General features: G+C 59.8%; 12 protein-coding genes and 1 pseudogene. 7 read left to right on the forward strand and 6 right to left on the reverse strand.

The window, feature by feature from the left end:
• Positions 1–101: 101 nt before the first annotated feature.
• Positions 102–2,414, reverse strand: a complete 2,313-nt coding sequence (metE, locus tag PFAS1_RS05665) for a 5-methyltetrahydropteroyltriglutamate--homocysteine S-methyltransferase (protein WP_076028479.1) — start codon at positions 2,412–2,414, stop codon at positions 102–104.
• A 119-nt stretch (positions 2,415–2,533) separates the two neighbouring features.
• Between metE and metR the strand changes: the two genes are divergently transcribed.
• Positions 2,534–3,451 carry a transcriptional regulator MetR gene (gene metR, locus PFAS1_RS05670; protein ID WP_076028480.1) on the forward strand — a complete coding sequence of 306 codons (918 nt, stop codon included), beginning with the start codon at positions 2,534–2,536 and terminating at the stop codon, positions 3,449–3,451.
• Positions 3,452–3,605: 154 nt separating this feature from the next.
• Here metR and PFAS1_RS05675 read toward each other — a convergent pair whose 3' ends face one another.
• From PFAS1_RS05675 to nosR, 4 genes are all read right to left on the reverse strand, one after another.
• Complete coding sequence (locus PFAS1_RS05675; protein ID WP_076028481.1) at positions 3,606–4,121, reverse strand: GNAT family N-acetyltransferase; 516 nt, start codon at positions 4,119–4,121, stop codon at positions 3,606–3,608.
• Between the two features lie 2 nt (positions 4,122–4,123).
• Positions 4,124–4,762, reverse strand: a complete 639-nt coding sequence (locus PFAS1_RS05680) for a LysE family translocator (RefSeq protein WP_076028482.1) — start codon at positions 4,760–4,762, stop codon at positions 4,124–4,126.
• A 27-nt stretch (positions 4,763–4,789) separates the two neighbouring features.
• The gene (locus PFAS1_RS05685; protein WP_076028483.1) at positions 4,790–5,224 is read right to left on the reverse strand and encodes an NUDIX hydrolase; all 435 of its coding nucleotides are present in this window, start codon (positions 5,222–5,224) and stop codon (positions 4,790–4,792) included.
• A gap of 237 nt (positions 5,225–5,461) precedes the next feature.
• Positions 5,462–6,820 (reverse strand): response regulator c-di-GMP phosphodiesterase, NosR family, encoded by a 1,359-nt coding sequence (gene nosR, locus PFAS1_RS05690; RefSeq protein ID WP_076028484.1) that lies wholly within the window; start codon positions 6,818–6,820, stop codon positions 5,462–5,464.
• A 259-nt stretch (positions 6,821–7,079) separates the two neighbouring features.
• Between nosR and PFAS1_RS05695 the strand changes: the two genes are divergently transcribed.
• From PFAS1_RS05695 to PFAS1_RS30335, 6 genes and pseudogenes are all read left to right on the forward strand, one after another.
• Positions 7,080–9,386 (forward strand): EAL domain-containing protein, encoded by a 2,307-nt coding sequence (locus PFAS1_RS05695; protein ID WP_076028485.1) that lies wholly within the window; start codon positions 7,080–7,082, stop codon positions 9,384–9,386.
• Positions 9,383–11,257 carry a putative bifunctional diguanylate cyclase/phosphodiesterase gene (locus PFAS1_RS05700; protein ID WP_076028486.1) on the forward strand — a complete coding sequence of 625 codons (1,875 nt, stop codon included), beginning with the start codon at positions 9,383–9,385 and terminating at the stop codon, positions 11,255–11,257. Before PFAS1_RS05695 ends, PFAS1_RS05700 begins: the two co-directional genes overlap by 4 nt.
• A 44-nt stretch (positions 11,258–11,301) precedes the next feature.
• Positions 11,302–12,261 carry a cytochrome-c peroxidase gene (locus PFAS1_RS05705; protein ID WP_076028487.1) on the forward strand — a complete coding sequence of 320 codons (960 nt, stop codon included), beginning with the start codon at positions 11,302–11,304 and terminating at the stop codon, positions 12,259–12,261.
• Positions 12,258–14,069, forward strand: a complete 1,812-nt coding sequence (locus tag PFAS1_RS05710; protein ID WP_076028488.1) for a DAHL domain-containing protein — start codon at positions 12,258–12,260, stop codon at positions 14,067–14,069. The genes PFAS1_RS05705 and PFAS1_RS05710 overlap by 4 nt, the downstream gene beginning before the upstream one ends.
• A gap of 590 nt (positions 14,070–14,659) precedes the next feature.
• A pseudogene (locus PFAS1_RS30330) lies at positions 14,660–14,746 on the forward strand (hypothetical protein); the annotation flags it as partial.
• A gap of 408 nt (positions 14,747–15,154) precedes the next feature.
• Complete coding sequence (locus PFAS1_RS30335; RefSeq protein ID WP_418329255.1) at positions 15,155–15,472, forward strand: sensor histidine kinase; 318 nt, start codon at positions 15,155–15,157, stop codon at positions 15,470–15,472.
• Between the two features lie 124 nt (positions 15,473–15,596).
• On the opposite strand, the gene PFAS1_RS05720 is transcribed toward PFAS1_RS30335, so the two are convergent.
• Positions 15,597–16,922: an APC family permease gene (locus PFAS1_RS05720; protein ID WP_076028490.1), complete on the reverse strand. Its 1,326-nt coding sequence runs from the start codon at positions 16,920–16,922 to the stop codon at positions 15,597–15,599.
• Positions 16,923–17,078: the final 156 nt, after the last annotated feature.

Below are 17,078 nucleotides of genomic sequence, written 5' to 3' on the forward strand. Positions count from 1 at the left end.
AAAAACCCGCCGACCTTGCAGTCGGCGGGTCTAACCATTGCAGCGATGAAAGGCTTGAGCGCACTGCCTTCACGGAACTAAGTTCATCAGTTTCGCCTGCCTTAAGCCAGCTGACTCCTCAACTGCCGCGCCGCCGCCACCATGTTCACCAACGCCGCCTCAGTCTCCGGCCAAGCCCGGGTCTTCAGCCCGCAATCCGGGTTCACCCACAACCGCTCAGCCGGAATGCGCTTCACGGCTTTGCTCATCAATTTCACCATTTCCGCCGTGTCCGGCACCCGTGGCGAGTGGATGTCATACACGCCCGGCCCGATGTCATTCGGGTAGTCGAACGCTTCGAAAGCCTCCAGCAATTCCATGTCCGAGCGCGAGGTTTCGATGGTGATCACATCGGCGTCCATCGCCGCGATTGACTGGATCACGTCATTGAATTCGCTGTAGCACATGTGGGTGTGGATCTGGGTTTCGTCCCGCACACCGGAGGCGCTCAAGCGGAAAGCTTCCACCGCCCAGTCAAGGTATTCCTGCCATTGCGCACGACGCAGCGGCAGCCCTTCGCGGAATGCGGCTTCGTCGATCTGCACGATCTTGATGCCAGCAGTTTCCAGGTCCACCACTTCGTCACGCAGGGCCAACGCCAGTTGCTGCGCCTGGATTTTGCGCGAGACGTCTTCGCGCGGAAACGACCACATCAGCATGGTCACGGGACCGGTGAGCATGCCCTTCATGACCTTGTCGGTCAGGCTTTGCGCATAGGTGATCCAGTCGACGGTCATGGCGTTCGGCCGGCTCAGGTCGCCGTAGATGATCGCCGGTTTGACGCAGCGCGAACCGTAGCTTTGCACCCAGCCGAAACGGGTGAACAGGTAGCCGTCCAGTTGCTCGGCGAAGTACTCGACCATGTCGTTGCGTTCAGCTTCACCGTGCACCAGCACGTCCAGGCCCAGGCGTTCCTGGACTTGCACGGCATGACGGATTTCGCTGTGCATGGCGTCGGTGTAATCGTTGGCCGACAGCTTGCCTTGCTTGAACGCCTGGCGTGCCAGACGAATCGAACCGGTCTGCGGAAACGAACCGATGGTGGTGGTCGGGAATGCCGGCAATTTCAACCGCGCACGCTGCTGCTCGATGCGTTTGGCAAATGGCGAGTGGCGTTGGCTGTCCTTGTCATTGATGGCGTTTATCCGTGCCTGTACTTCGGCTTTGTGGATACGTGGCGACTCGGCGCGACTGGCTTGAATGGCACGGCTTTCGGCGAGTGCGGCTTTCACCTTGGGTGACTGCGGGTCGTTGAGGGCATCGCGCAGCACGGCGATTTCGCCGCACTTTTGTACGGCGAAGGCCAGCCAGCTTTTCAGTTCCGGGTCGAGTTTGTCTTCGCGATCCAAATCCACCGGGCTGTGCAGCAACGAGCAGGAACTGCTGACCCACAGGTTGTCGCCAAAACGTTCCTGGGCCGGTTGCAGCTGAGCGAGCACTTGCTCCAGTTCGCAGCGCCAGACGTTGCGACCATTGACCAGGCCCACCGAGAGAATCTTGTAGGTCGGCAGACGGTCCAGCACCTGGCCGAGTTGATCCGGGGCGCGCACGGCATCGATGTGCAAGCCTTGCACCGGCAGGCTGACCGCCAGGCCGAGGTTATCTTCCAGACCGCTGAAGTAGGTGGCCACCAGTTTTTTCAGCGGCGAGTATTGAAGGATGTGATAGGCGCGTTCGAAGGCGTTTTTCCAGGCCTGAGGCAGGTCAAGGGTCAGGATCGGCTCGTCGATCTGCACCCATTCCACGCCCTGAGCGGCGAGGCGGCCGAGGATTTCGCCGTAGATCGGCAGCAGGCGTTCCAACAGGTCGAGTTTGTCGAAGTCATTGCCTTTGGCTTTGCCCAGCCACAGGTAAGTCAGTGGACCGATGATCACCGGTTTGACGCTATGGCCGAGGGCCTTCGCCTCGTCGACTTCGTCGAACAGCTGTTCCCAGCTCAGTTTGAATTGTTGATCAACGCTGAACTCCGGGACCAGGTAGTGGTAGTTGGTGTCGAACCACTTGGTCAGTTCCTGGGCGTATTGCGCTTTGCTGTGTTCGCCGCCGCAGCAGGCCGTCGTGGCGCCACGGGCCATGGCGAACAGGGTGTCGAGGGTCGGCAGGCCGCGCGAGTCCTTGGCGCTGTCGAAACGCTCGGGGATTACACCGAAGGTCAAGGAATGGGTCAGGACCTGGTCGTACCAGGCGAAGTCGCCCACGGGCAGCAGGTCGATGCCGGCGTCTTTCTGCAATTGCCAATGGGTGGCGCGCAATTGGCGGCCGACGCTTTTCAGCGCGTCCTGATCCAGATCGCCCTTCCAGTAGGATTCAAGGGCTTTTTTCAGTTCGCGGTCAGCGCCGATGCGCGGGAAACCCAGTGTGTGTGCCAAGGCCATGTGAAATTGCTCCCTCTAAAAGTTGCTGTAAAACATGGCGCTATTGTCGACAGCTAACCAAACATGAGACAAACTCAACCTTTTCGTGTTGATCACAAGTTTTCCTCATGGAGCCCCCGGTGCTTGAAATCCGTCACCTGAAGACCCTGCACGCCTTGCGCGAAGCCGACAGCCTGGTGGATGCGGCCGACCGCTTGCACCTGACGCAGTCCGCCCTGTCCCATCAGTTCAAGGAACTTGAGGAACGGCTGGGGATGCCGTTGTTCGTGCGCAAGACCAAACCGGTGCGCTTCACCAGCGCCGGTTTACGACTGCTGCAACTGGCCGACGCCACCCTGCCGTTGCTGCGCGGCGCCGAGCGCGATATCGCGCGGCTGGCCGGTGGCACTGCCGGGCGTTTGCACATGGCGATCGAGTGCCACAGTTGCTTTCAGTGGCTGATGCCGACCATCGACCAGTTCCGCGATGCCTGGCCGGAAGTCGAACTGGACCTTGCCTCAGGATTTTCCTTCGCCCCGCTGCCTGCGCTGGCCCGTGGCGATCTGGATCTGGTGGTGACCTCCGACCCGCTGGAACTGGCCGGGATCACTTACGTGCCGTTGTTCACCTATGAAGCGATGCTCGCGGTCGCCAATCAGCACCGCTTGGCGAACAAGGCCTACATCGTCCCGGAAGATTTGCTCACCGAAACGCTGATCACCTACCCGGTGGAGCGTGATCGGCTGGACATCTTCACCCGTTTCCTCGAACCGGCCGACATCGAACCGGCGCAGGTCCGCACGTCGGAACTGACGGTGATGATGATGCAATTGGTCGCCAGCGGCCGCGGCGTGTGCGGCATGCCCCATTGGGCGCTGCATGAATACAGCTCACGGGGTTATGTGAAGGCCAAGCGGCTGGGCGAGAAAGGTTTGTTTGCGACGCTGTACGCCGGGATTCGCGCCGACATGCTGGATGCGCCGTACATGCGCGACTTCCTGCTGACGGCCAAGGACACGTCGTTCTCGACACTGGACGGCGTCAGCGCGGTTCGCTAGACAACACCGTCCCTGTGGCGAGGGGGCTTGCCCCCGTTCGGCTGCGCAGCAGTCGTAAACTCAGCGAATGCGGTGAGGTTGATGTAACGGAATTACAGGTTTTTGGGGCCGCTTCGCAGCCCAACGGGGGCAAGCCCCCTCGCCACAGAAGCTCTTAACCTTCAGGATTTGCGGTGATCTCCCGCCACATGTGGATCTTGTCGAAGTAGTCTTCGCCAACGCGCACCGCCAGCGGTTCCAGGCCAAACTGGATGAAGCCGCAACGCTGGTACAACTTGAACGCGGCCTCATTACCAGCGGTGACGGTCAGCTGGATCAGCCTCAGACCTTTATGGTCCTGCGCTTCAGCCAGGGCAGCCTGCACCAGCTGATATCCGACCCCGCGCTGCCGGACCTTGCCCGACACGTACATGCCGAACAATGTCGACTTGTGCCGGGCCTTTTCCCGGGGTTCGAAAGCCAGGCCGACGATGCCCGCCAGCTCACCGCCTTCGAACGCGCCGAACACCACGTCCAGCTTGCTGCTCAGGCGTGATTCCCACCAACTCAACGGCATTACGGCACGTTCGCGCACGCTGGAGGTAAACGCCTGGGGATGCAGGTCATACGCTTCGAGCATCAGCGCCCGATAGTCCAGGGCATGACTGGCATCAAGCCGTTCAATCCACATGTTCAAGCCATCCGTCGTTGTTCCAGCATCAGTCGCACCGCCAGCGCCGACAGCACGAACCCCATGAAATAGCGCTGCATTGCCAGCCAGGACGGGTTGTTGACGAACCAGGAGGCAATGCCCGCGGCAAACAGCGCGATCAGCAGATTGACGCAGAAACTGACGCTGATCTGCGTCAGACCCAGCATGATGCTTTGAGTGAACACCGAGCCATGCTCAGGCGTAATGAACTGCGGAAACACCGACAAATAAAAGACGGCGATCTTCGGGTTCAGGGCGCTGGTCAGAAAGCCCATGGTGATCAGTTTGCGCGACGAATCCGGCGGTAACTGCTGCGCCTCGAAGGGTGAACGCGCCCCCGGTTTGACGGCTTGCCAGGCCAACCACATCAGGTACAGCGCACCGGCCCACTTCAGCATTTCGTAGGCCATCGGCACCGCCAGAAACACCGCGGTCAAACCGGCAGCCGCCGCGAACAGGTGCACGAAAAACCCCGCGACAACACCCAGCAACGACGTCACACCGGCCTTGCGCCCCTGGCAAATCGAACGGGAGATCAGGTAGATCATGTTTGGCCCCGGCGTCAGCACCATCAGCAACGCGGCAGCGGCGAAAATCAGCAAGTCTTGAAGCGGGATCATGGGCAAGTCCTTTTAGTCCAGAAATGATCAAGCGATCGCGGTTAACGAGGTTCGATAAAACGGCAGGATCAGGTCCCGTGTCAATGGCGCCAGCGTGAGATTGCCGTCAGTGGCCGGGTCGATCCAGCGCACCTCTTCGATCTCCGCCGCAGGCGATACGTCCGAGTCGATGGTCAGCTGAAAGAGTTCGGCCTGGACGGTAAAACCCGGCTCATTGGCGGCCGGTGCCGAGAATTGCCCGAGATAAGTGGCGTGTGCCGGATCGATGACCAACCCCAATTCTTCTTCCAGTTCACGGGCCAGCGCGTGCACCGGTTGCTCATGGGCTTCGATCTTGCCCCCCGGCTGCATGAACGCTTCGGTGCCGCGCTTGCGGACCAACAACGTGCGACCGTGCGGGCCGATCAACAGGGCAGCGGCGATGCGGATGAGATGGGGTGAAGCAGTGGCTGAAAGGGTCATGGATCAGGATCGTCCTTGGCAAAAGGCGCAAGGATCACATGGCTGCTGCCGCTTCGTCACCCCGAAAAAATCTCTGCAGACATCCGCAGATCCCCTGTGGGAGCGGGCTTGCTCCGGGCGGCGTTCCGACGATAGCGGTTAAACATTCAACATCTGTTTGACTGACACACCGCTATCGTCGGAACGCCGCCCGGAGCAGGCTCGCTCCCACAGGTTTTTTTGTTGCGTTTGAAAATACTAACCCACCTCGAGAATCGCGCCGTTCACCTCTTCCGGCACCTTCACGAAAATGCTGTATTTCGCGCCTTCCATCGCTTCGAAGGCGATCAACTTCTCCACCAGTGGCCCATTCAACACCTTGCCGGCATTGAGCAGCAGCATGCCGTTGTCGGCATTGAGGTTGCGCGCCAGGATCATGCCCGCCGCCACTTCCCGCGTGGTCAGCACCTTGACCGACGGATCGGCCAACGAGACATCGCTCTGGTACGCGGCACAGACCTGGATGAAATCCTCCACCATCTCGGGGTCGTAGAGTCGCCCGGCATAGTTGCGGATGTAGACCAGCGCTTCATCGCTGTTCATCTGCCGCTCGAGAATCAGCCCGCGCTGCAACTCGATGAAATCCACCGCCAGTTTCAACAGCCGCGAACCGAACGGAATCGCCTCGCCCTTGAGCCGGTCGGGGAAGCCGCTACCGTCCCAGCGCTCCTGATGATGAAGAATCAGGCGGGCGGCGTCCTTCATCGGGTCGAGCGTCATCAACAGCGATTCACTCTGCTTGGGATAACCGCGATAGCGTTCCCGATCGCTGTGATGCAGCAGGTCCGCGGGCGCGGTCATCATGCTGTCGGTCCAGCTCAGCTTGCCAATGTTGTAGAGCGCCGCGGCCATGGTCAGGTCGCGACTGGTGCCCTCGTCCAGGCCATGAAGTTTGCAATACACCCGCACCAGCTCGATGATCTGGCGGTTGGTCTGTTTGGCCGGCGGCAGGCGCAGGTTGGCCAGCAGCGAGAAGACCTCGGTGCCGGTGACATAGCTGTGCTTGAGTTCTTCGTAGGCCAGGTCGAGCATGTCGGCGGTCTGCTGGAGTTCGGCAGTGCGGGCGGCGACGTGTTTTTCCAGGGTGGTATTGAGCGACTTCAACTGGTCGTTCTGCACCCGGGTCAACTGCTCCAGACGCTGGCGTTCGCGCTCGGAATGTTGATGAGCCAGGGCCTGGCGCAAGGTCAGGAGCATTTCCTCGTCGTTCCAGGGTTTGCTGATGTAGCGGTGAATCTTCCCTTCGTTGATCGCCTTGATGATCGTCGGCATGTCGGCGTAGCCGGTGAGCAGAATCCGGGTGCTCGCCGGGTATAGCTGATGGATGCGGGCCAACAGCGTGGCGCCATCCATATTGGGCATGCGGGCGTCGGTCATCACCAGCTCAATGGACTGTTGCTCCATGATCTCCAGCGCCTGGGCACCGCTGGTGGCCAGCAGCAACTCGTAGGGCTGGCCGCGTAACAGGCGACGCAGGCTGTTGAGGATTGACTCCTCGTCATCGACCAGCAGCACCTTGGGTTTATCGTTCAATGTCGTGGGGAGTTGCTCTTCCATGGCGTTACCTCAAGTGAAACGGGCAGATCGTTGTGGCAGGCCCCGAGGCAAAAACCCCCTATTGCCGGAGCCTGACCTACAGGCTAGATGATTTTCAGCCCGCCAACAGAAATGATTCGGCTCATTGAGTTGCGCGAAGTGCAGGACAGGCGACTATGCTCAGCTGACTCGGATCCATAATCTGTGCGTTCGGCCAGATGATCAGGGAAAGGAAGCCCCGTATGAGAAAACCGCATCAAGCTGCCGCCGGTACTGGCGTATGTCGATAAATACGCTGCTGGCGCGGACCAATCGACGAATTCTTATCGTCGACGACACAGCCTCGATTCATGCGGACTACACCAAGATCCTCAGCCCGCAATCGATCGATGACGACAGCCTGATCAGCGCCGAAAATGCCCTGTTCGGCACTCCTGCGGCGCAATCGCTGCAGAGTTTCGTGCTCGACTCGGCGTTTCAGGGCCTCGAAGCCCTGGACAAGGTCGAGACGGCGCTGGCCAACGACATGCCCTACGCGATGGCCTTCATCGACATGCGCATGCCGCCGGGCTGGGACGGGCTGCAAACCATCGAACGGCTGTGGCAGGTCGATCCCAAGCTGCAAGTGGCGCTTTGCACCGCTTATTCCGACTATTCCTGGGAAGACATCGACGAACGCCTGGAACTGGGCGATCGCCTGCTGATTCTGAAAAAACCCTTCGATGCCATCGAAATTCGCCAGATGGCCAGCGCATTGACGGCCAAGTGGCAAATGACCGAAGACGCAGAGCTGAAGATGTCGCTGCTCGAACAGGCGGTCGAAGAGCGCACCCGAGAGCTGTCCGACGCCAACATCATCGTGCAGAACAGCCCGACCATTCTGTATCGGTTGCGCGGCGAGCCGTCGTTTCCGTTGATGTATATCTCGCACAACATCACCAAATACGGTCATGTCGCGGCGCAACTGGTCGCTTCGGCCAACTGGGCCCAGGAACTGATCCATCCCGATGATCAAAGCAAGGTCGACACTGCCATGGCCCGGGTACTGGACCGTCATGCGGCAGGCGCTTCCATCGAGTTCCGGATGCGCACTGGCGAAGGAGCCTGGCGCTGGGTCGAAAACCGCTACATCCCGGTGCGCGACGATGAAGGCCGGTTGCTGGAAGTCGAAGGCATCATCATCGACATCACCGAACGTAAACTGGCCGAAGAGAAAATCGCCCTGCTGGCCCGCACCGACGGGCTGACCGGGCTGGCCAACCGTGCGACGCTGATCGAGCGGTTGCACCAGGCATTCGCCTCGGCGCGTCGGGGGGCGGCTCCGTTCGCCATGTTTTACCTGGACCTGGATCACTTCAAACGCATCAACGATACCCTCGGCCACCCGGTGGGCGATCTGTTGTTGCAAGAGGTCGCGCGCCGGATCAAGGACTGTGTGCGCGAAAACGATGTGGTCGCCCGCCTCGGCGGTGACGAGTTCGCGATCTTGCAGCTGGACGTCAGCGACCCGACCCAATCCGCAGCCCTGGCCGCCAAGATCCGCGACACGCTGGTACTGCCCTATTCCCTGGATGGCAATGATGTGCGGGTTTCGGTCAGTATCGGCATCAGCAGTTGCACCCCGGAAAGCACCAGCGCCGACGGTCTGCTGACCCAGGCCGACATGGCGCTGTATCGCTCCAAGGAAAAGGGTCGCAACCAGTACCACTTCCACTCCGAGGAGATCAATCAGGAGGTGGTCGAACGCATGACCATCGCCAGCGACCTGAGAGCGGCCATCGAACACGACGAACTCGAACTGCATTACTGGCCGGAAGTGGACCTGAGCAGCGGCAAGATCCTCGGCATGGAAGCGCAGGTCAGCTGGAACCACCCAGAGCGCGGTTTACTGGAAGCCCCGGCGTTCCTGCCCGCGGCGGAAAAGACCGGCACCATCGTCGCGCTCGGTCACTGGGTGCTGGATCATGCCTGCCAGCAAATGCGTCAATGGCGCGATGAGGGCATGGCGCCGCCGGTGATTGCGATCAAGCTGTCCCTGGCCCAACTCAAGAGTGGTCCGGAACTGATCTATGACGTGTTGCGCACCACTGCACGCTGGGAACTCTGCCCCTGGGACCTGCGCTTCGATGTCACGGAAGCGACGCTGGCCCAGACCAAATGGACGCACAACGATGTGCTGCCGCGCCTGCGTGAACTGGGGGTGAAGATCGCCATCGACGACTTCGGCACCGAGTACTCCTCGTTCGACTACCTCAAGACCTATCAGGTCAATCACCTGAAACTCGCCCAGGCCTTCATCGACACCGCGGCCCGCGATCCGGCCAGTGCGAACACCTTGCGCGCCATCATCAACTTCGCCCGTGATGTCGGGATCGGCATCATTGCCGAGGGCGTCGAAACCCAGGAGCAGCGCAGCTCGCTGATGGCCACCGGTTCACCGATGAACGCCCAGGGTTACTTCTTCAGCAAAGCGGTCAGCAGCCTGCAGGCCGCCGAGCTGCTGAAGGCCGGCAGCATCGTGCCCCCCAACCATGACATCGGGCCGATTCTGGACAACATGCCACGCCTCACGGAGGACAAAGGATGAAATCGCCTTTCGTGCGGACCAACCGGCGCATCCTGGTCATCGACGACACGCCCTCGATTCATGAAGACTTTCGCAAGATCCTTGGGCCTGAGGCCGATAACGAACAGACCCTGGCCGGCACTGAAGAAGCCCTCTTCGGCACCGTGCAGCTGGATCGGCTGACGTTCCAGCTCGACTCGGCCTATCAAGGCCAGGAAGCCCTCGAACTGGTCACGCGCGCACGGGCCGAAGGTCGCCCCTATGCCATGGCGTTCACCGACATGCGCATGCCACCGGGCTGGGACGGCCTGGAAACCATCGAACAACTGTGGAAGGCCGACCCTCATCTGCAAATCGCGTTGTGCACCGCTTTTTCCGATTACACCTGGGAAGCCATGGCCGAACGACTGGAATTCGGCGACCAGTTGCTGGTGTTGAAAAAACCCTTCGACAGCCTGGAAATCCGCCAGATGGCCAGTGCCCTGACCTGGAAATGGCAGATGGCACAGGATGCGGCAATGAAGGTCCTGAACCTGGAGCAAACCATCGAGGCGCGGGTCCACGAACTGCTCAAGGTGTCGCACCTGTTGCAGTACGACGTACTGACCGAGCTGCCCAACAGCACGTTGCTCGGTGACCGGTTGAACCAGTCCCTGGCCCTGTCCCGGCGCCATGACAAACAACTGGCCGTGATGTTTCTGGGCCTCGATCGCTTCAAGCGCATCAACAATGCCCTGGGTCATCCGGTCGGTGACGAAATGCTTAAACAGGTCGGGCGCAATCTGGTGGCGACGATCCGCGAGTCCGACTCGGTGTTCCGCTACGGTTCCGATGAATTCGTGGTGATCCTCGCCGACGTCCGCCATCCCCAGCAGACCAAAGGCATCGCCGAAAAACTCTTGAACGCCATTCGCGTGCCGCAGCACATTGCCGGCCACGACCTGAGCGTCACCGCCAGCCTTGGCATCAGCATTTACCCGGACGACGGCTTCGATGCCATCGCGCTGATCAAGAAAGCCGAAACTGCGATGCGCAACGTCAAGGAAAGCGGCCCCAACGATTTCAGTTTTTTCATCGACGAGATGAACCAGCGCGCCCGGGATCAGCAAAGTATCGAAAGCGGCATTCGCCTGGCGCTGGAGCGCAACGAATTTGTCCTGCATTACCAGCCCAAACTGGACCTGGGCAGTGGCCAGGTGGTCGGGGCCGAGGCGCTGATTCGCTGGCAAAAACCGGGGCACGGCCTGGTCTACCCCTCGGAGTTCATCAGCGTGGCCGAAGACAGCGGCTTGATCGTGCCGTTGAGCAAATGGGTGCTGGCCGAGGCGTGTCGCCAAAGCTGCGCCTGGCAGGCCGCGGGGCTGCCGAAAATCTGCATGTCGGTGAACATGTCGGCCATCGACTTCCGTCAGCGGGACTTTATCGACGGCATCGAACAGACACTCAAACAAACAGGCCTGGACCCGGCCTTGCTTGAGCTGGAAATCACCGAAGGCGTGTTGATGCAGAACGTCGAATCCACGGTGAATGCCCTCACCCGGCTCAAGGAGATGGGCGTGCGGCTGGCCATCGATGACTTCGGTACCGGTTACTCCAGCCTGAGCTACTTGCGGCGTTTTCCCATCGATGTGCTGAAAATCGACCAGTCGTTCATTCGCGGTTTAAGCAACGACAGCAATGACGCCGCGCTGGTCAGCGCCATCATCAGCCTGGGCCGGAGCCTCAAGCTGACCATCATTGCCGAAGGGGTGGAAACCCTCGAACAACTGGATTTCCTCAAGGCCCATCGATGCGAAGAAGGCCAGGGTTTCTACTTCAGCAAAGCCGTCGAACCCGATGCCTTCGTCCGGTATCTGGGGTCGGTGAAGCCCTCTTCGCCCGCAGCCACGTGAACGAAGCGCCAGGACACACAGGCCCCTAGCCAAGGAATCATCAGATGTCGCCTTTCTTTCACCGTCTGCTATTGGCGCCGTTGTTCGGGCTCTGCCTGAGCGCTGGCGCCGCGCCGCTGGATGAACCGCTCAAACCACTGCCGGCGGTGCCCCAGCAAAATCCGCTGCGGGTCGAACTTGGTCGCCAGTTGTTCAACGAGACACGCTTGTCGGTGAACAATTCCTTGTCCTGCGCCAGTTGCCATCGACTGGAAAACGGCGGAGCCGACAACAAGGCGTTTTCCATTGGGTTCAACGGCGTTCCAGTGACGGTCAACACCCCCAGCGTGTTCAACTCCAGCCTGAATTTCCGGCAATTCTGGAACGGCCGCGCCGACACACTGGAAACCCAAATCCACGAAGTGGTGCAGAGCCCCAGCGAAATGGGCAGCAACTGGGTACACGTGGTGAAAATGCTGTCCGCTGACCCGGCTTACAAGACCTCGTTCAGTAACGCCTACCCCGACGGCGTGACCATGAACAATGCGCAAAATGCCCTGGCCGCCTACGAACGCACGCTGATCAGTGCCAACTCGCGTTTCGACCAATACCTGATGGGCGATACCGACATTCTCACCCGAGAGGAAAAGTACGGTTACCAACGCTTCAAGGAGTACGGCTGCATCGCCTGCCACCAAGGGGTGAACATCGGCGGCAACATGTACCAGAAGTTCGGGGTCATGGGCGATTACTTCCAGAGACGCGGCAATCCCACCGAGTCTGACCTGGGCCGTTATCTGGTCACCAAGGATGACGAAGACCGCAATGTGTTCAAGGTGCCGAGCTTGCGCAATGTCGCCGTGACCGCGCCGTACTTTCATGACGGCTCGGCCAAAACCCTCGAAGAGGCGGTGGACGTGATGTTCAAGTTCCAGCTCGGCCGTGACCCCTCTGACGACGACAAGACCCTGATCATCAAATTCCTCAAGACCCTGACCGGCGAATGGGGAGGCAAGCCCTTATGAACATTTCCCGCCGTCGCAACCTGATGCTGCTTGGTTTGGTAGCCGTGCTGCTGGCCTCGATGTTGCTGTTCCTGTACCTCAAATCCAATTCGAGCCAGACGACGACCTACGCCGAATCCCGGGACCTGATCGGCCGGATCAAACAACTGAACGCGCAGTGGGAGACCGAGATCCTCAAGGCCAGGATTGCCATCAGTCACAACTACGATCCGCTGGTCACACCGCCTACCCAGATGTCGGCGCTATGGGAACGGTTCGACACCATGGAAACCAGCCACGGCCGTAAAGAATCACCTATCTGGCGTGAAAGCCATGCTGCCTACCTCGCCGCCATTCAGGAAAAAATCCGTCTGGTGGAACGGTTCAAGTCTCACAATGCGGTGCTGCGCAACTCGCTGGCATTTCTGCCGACCGCAGAAGACGACATTCAAGGGCAACTGGGTCAGGTGGTGGATGGCGACCAACTGCAACTGCAGAACATCGCCACCGACACCTATGACTTGCTGCTCAGCAGCATGGAGTTCGCTCAGGTCACCTCCGACGACAAGGCCGCCGACATCCTGCTCGGGCTGAACAAACTGGGGGTCAACAAACTGCGATTGCCGGAGCAGTTCCACAGCCCGATCGATATCTTGAGCAACCACATCGCGCTGATCCTGCGTGAACAACCGGTGGTCAATCGGTTACTGGAAAACATCGAAGCCGTTCCCGTGGCCCAACGCCTGGACGACATGACCAACCTGCTGAACACGGACCAGCAGCAAACCGATGCGATCGACCAGCGCTATCACTTCTACATGCTGTTGTTTTCGGTGCTGCTGGTGTTGCTGCTGGTGTACCTGGCGATTCACCTGATGCGCAGCTTCACGGTGATCAATCGCGTCAACAAAGCCCTGCAAACCGCCAATGACGACCTGGAGCTGCGGGTTGAAGAACGCACCCGCGAACTCAAGGATACCCAGAGCGAACTGCTCGACACCGCGCGTCAGGCCGGCATGGCCGAGATTGCCACGAACGTGCTGCACAACGTCGGCAACGTGCTCAACAGCGTGAACATTTCAGCCGACCTGGTGAGCCGCAAACTGCGCGCCAGCAAAACCCAGGGCCTGGGCAAGGCCATGCAACTGATCAACGACCATCAAGGGGACCTCGGTACCTTTCTGACCGAGGACGCAAAAGGCAAGTTGCTACCGGGTTACCTGAACCAACTGGTGGAAGCGATAGCCCTGGAACAACAAGGCATGAGCGACGAACTGGCCCAGCTGACCAAAAGCGTGGACCACATCAAGGACATCGTTGCCACCCAGCAGTCCTACGCGGGCGCCAACAGCCTGATGGAACCGCTGTACATCAGCGAATTGCTGGAAGATGCCCTGCGCATGAACTCCGGCGCCCTGACCCGGCACCACGTCACGGTGGTCAAGGAATACGGCGATGTGCCACAGGTCATGGGTGACAAACACCGATTGCTGCTGATCCTGATCAACCTGATCAGCAACGCCAAATACGCCATGTCCGACCTCACCAATCGCCCGCGGCAAATGACCCTGGGGGTCAAAATCGTCGAAGACACGACCCTGCAAGTCAGCGTCAAGGACGACGGCGAAGGCATTGCCGAGGAAAACATGACACGCATCTTTGCCCACGGGTTTACGACCCGCAAGGAAGGCCACGGCTTCGGCCTGCACAGCTGCGCCCTGGCCGCTATCGAAATGAATGGCCACCTCACCGCCCATAGCGACGGACCGGGCAAGGGCGCGCTGTTCACGTTGCAGATCCCGCTGAAAACCGTACCGGAGGAAGCATGAGCGAGCTTTCGAACCGACGCATTCTACTGATCGATGACACCCCTTCGATTCACGTGGACTTCCGCAAGATTCTCACCCCCCTGCCGGAGCAGACCGCCGAACTGGACGAGATGGAATCCGCGCTGTTTGGCAACGAAGTGAAATCAACCCGTGCACTGTTCGAGCTGGACTCGGCCTATGGCGGTCAGGAAGGACTGGGCAAACTGAACGAAGCCTTGCAGCAAAACCACCCTTACGCCCTGGCCTTCGTCGATATGCGCATGCCCGAAGGCTGGGACGGTGCGCAAACCATCGAACATTTGTGGCAGTCCGACCCGCGCCTGCAAGTGGTGGTGTGCACCGCCTACTCCGACTATTCCTGGGATGAACTGCTGGACCGCTTGAAAGCGCATGACCGGCTGCTGATTCTGAAAAAACCGTTCGACAACATTGAAGTCCAGCAGATGGCCAATACCTTGCTGACCAAATGGGACATGACCGAACGGGCCAGCGTACAGATGGACCATCTGGGTCAGATGGTCGAGCGCCGAACCCGCCAGCTCACCGACGCCAGCGTCGAATTGCAGCGGGAAATCGACGAGCGCAAACAGCTGGAAACCCAATTGGTGCAATCGGAAAAACTCGCTTCACTGGGGCAACTCGCGGCCGGCGTCGCCCATGAAATCAACAACCCCATCGGCTTCATTTCCTCCAACCTCGGTACCCTGGACGGCTACTTCAAACAGCTGCAGGAAATGCTCGACGCCTATCGGGATGCGGAAGAGGCGATCGGCTCCAGCGACCTCGTCGAGCGTTTGCACCAACTGCGTGAACGGGTCGAGCTGGAGTTCCTGCGCGAGGACATTCCGCTGCTGATCAAGGAATCCAAGGACGGCATCAACCGGGTCGGGCAGATCGTCAAGGACCTGAAGGACTTCTCCCGGGTGGACTCCAATCAGGAATGGCAGTGGGCCAATCTGCAACAGGGCATCGAATCGACCTTGAACATTGTCGCCAACGAACTCAAGTACAAGGCCGATGTAATCAAGGAATACCAGGACCTGCCCGACATCGAATGCCTGCCTTCGCAAATCAATCAGGTGATCATGAACCTGATCGTCAACGCCTCTCAGGCCATCGGCCCGGAGCGCGGCACCATCACCTTGCGCACCGGGCTTGAAGCGCAGACGGTGTGGATCGAAGTCGCGGACACCGGCGCCGGCATCGCGCCGCAGTGCCTGCAAAAAATCTTCGACCCGTTCTTCACCACCAAACCGGTGGGCCAGGGGACGGGGCTGGGGTTGTCCCTGTCCTATGGCATCGTGAAAAAACATCGCGGGGATATTACGGTGCGCAGTGAGGTTGGCGTGGGGACCACGTTTCGGGTCCAGTTGCCGATTCACCAATCCAAACTGGCAGGCTGAACGCCAATCAAAATGTGGGAGCGGGCTTGCTCGCGAAGGCGGAGTGTCAGTCAACATTAATAGAGACTGACACTCCGCCTTCGCGAGCAAGCCCGCTCCCACAGGTTCTTTAGCAGTCAGGCAATTATGTGGCTTCCTGGAAATCCATCTCCGGTGGCTGGCGACGGAAGCCGCCGGTCAGCACCGCCAGGTACACCACGCCAATCGCCAGCCAGCTCAGGCCCAGATAGATCGCCAGGTGATCGAGGCTGACCATCAGCCACAAATCCGCCGCCAGACCGATAAACGGGAACAGCAGGAACAACACGAATTCGCGCAGCCCTTTGTGCTCACCGCCAATCCAGTAGTGAAAGATCACCGACAGGTTCACCAGGCTGAACGCCAGGAACGCGCCGAAGTTGATGAACGAGGTCGAGGTGGTGACGTCCAGTTTCAGCGCCAACAAAGCGACTGCGGCGCACAGCAGGATGCTGTTGAGCGGCGTGCCAAAGCGTTCATGCAAGGTGCCGAAGAACGATTTGGGCAGCACGCCGTCACGGCCCATGGCGAACAGCAGCCGCGAGCCGCTGGCCTGCGCCGACAGGCCTGACGCGAACTGGCCGACGATCAGGCCGATCAGGAAGATCGACACGAACAGGTCACCACCGATGTTGCGGGCAATTTCATAGGCCGCCGAGTCGACGCTGTCGAACTGGAACGACGGATGCGCGATCTGCACGAAGTACGACACACCGACAAAGATCAGCCCGCCGATCAGGGTGATCAGCATGATCGCTCGCGGGATGGTGCGGCGTGGGTCGCGGGTTTCTTCGGTCAGGGTGCTGACCGCGTCGAACCCCAGGAATGAATAACAGGCGATGGCTGCACCGCTCATGATCAGCGGCATCTGCATGTCACCGTTGAAGAACGGTTTGACCGACCACAACGGCGTGCTCGCATCACCGCCGACGTAATGAACGCACAGCGCCACGAAGGCGATCAGCACCAGGAACTGCACCAGCATCAGTAACGCGTTGATGCCGTTGGCCAGTTTCAGGCCGACGATGTTGATCGCGCTGGTGATGCCGATAAACGCCAGCACCCAGATCCACTGCGGCACGGCCGGGAACGCAGAATGGAGGTAGGCCGCGCCGATCAGCCAGATCGCCATCGGCAGGAACAGATAGTCGAGCAGCACGGCCCAACCGGCGATGAAACCGAGTTTCGGGCTGATCGCCTTGCGCACATAGCTATAGGCCGAGCCGGCGACGGGAAACGCCGCGGCCATTCGGCCGTAACTCATGGCGGTGAAAAACATCGCCACCAGCGCTGCCAGGTAAGCGGCCGGGACCATGCCGGCGGTGGATTGAGCGAGGATGCCAAAGGTGCCGAGCACGATGATCGGCGTCATGTAGGCGATGCCGAACAGCACCACCGAACCCAATGACAGGGTGCGTTGCAAATGAGCCATGAGCGACTACTCCGAATTTATTGGATTTATGGCAGAGCCGAGTTCGGCGCTAAATTTCGGGTATTGCATGATCGTTCCCACGCTCCGCGTGGGAATGCAGCCCGGGATGCTCCGCGTCCCAAAAGCGGACGCGGAGCGTCCGTTGAGGCATTCCCA

This window comes from Pseudomonas frederiksbergensis (genome assembly GCF_001952935.1).
Taxonomy (GTDB): domain Bacteria; phylum Pseudomonadota; class Gammaproteobacteria; order Pseudomonadales; family Pseudomonadaceae; genus Aquipseudomonas; species Aquipseudomonas frederiksbergensis.

What these genes read in the sequence shown, in the direction of transcription:
- PFAS1_RS05695 (WP_076028485.1), top strand. Translation starts at nt 7,080, where the DNA reads ATGTCGATAAATACGCTGCTGGCGCGGACCAATCGACGAATTCTTATC.
- PFAS1_RS05705 (WP_076028487.1), top strand. Translation starts at nt 11,302, where the DNA reads ATGTCGCCTTTCTTTCACCGTCTGCTATTGGCGCCGTTGTTCGGGCTC.
- PFAS1_RS05680 (WP_076028482.1), bottom strand. Translation starts at nt 4,762, where the DNA reads ATGATCCCGCTTCAAGACTTGCTGATTTTCGCCGCTGCCGCGTTGCTG.
- metE (WP_076028479.1), bottom strand. Translation starts at nt 2,414, where the DNA reads ATGGCCTTGGCACACACACTGGGTTTCCCGCGCATCGGCGCTGACCGC.
- PFAS1_RS05710 (WP_076028488.1), top strand. Translation starts at nt 12,258, where the DNA reads ATGAACATTTCCCGCCGTCGCAACCTGATGCTGCTTGGTTTGGTAGCC.
- PFAS1_RS05720 (WP_076028490.1), bottom strand. Translation starts at nt 16,922, where the DNA reads ATGGCTCATTTGCAACGCACCCTGTCATTGGGTTCGGTGGTGCTGTTC.
- PFAS1_RS30335 (WP_418329255.1), top strand. Translation starts at nt 15,155, where the DNA reads ATGAACCTGATCGTCAACGCCTCTCAGGCCATCGGCCCGGAGCGCGGC.
- nosR (WP_076028484.1), bottom strand. Translation starts at nt 6,820, where the DNA reads ATGGAAGAGCAACTCCCCACGACATTGAACGATAAACCCAAGGTGCTG.
- PFAS1_RS05675 (WP_076028481.1), bottom strand. Translation starts at nt 4,121, where the DNA reads ATGTGGATTGAACGGCTTGATGCCAGTCATGCCCTGGACTATCGGGCG.
- PFAS1_RS05700 (WP_076028486.1), top strand. Translation starts at nt 9,383, where the DNA reads ATGAAATCGCCTTTCGTGCGGACCAACCGGCGCATCCTGGTCATCGAC.
- PFAS1_RS05685 (WP_076028483.1), bottom strand. Translation starts at nt 5,224, where the DNA reads ATGACCCTTTCAGCCACTGCTTCACCCCATCTCATCCGCATCGCCGCT.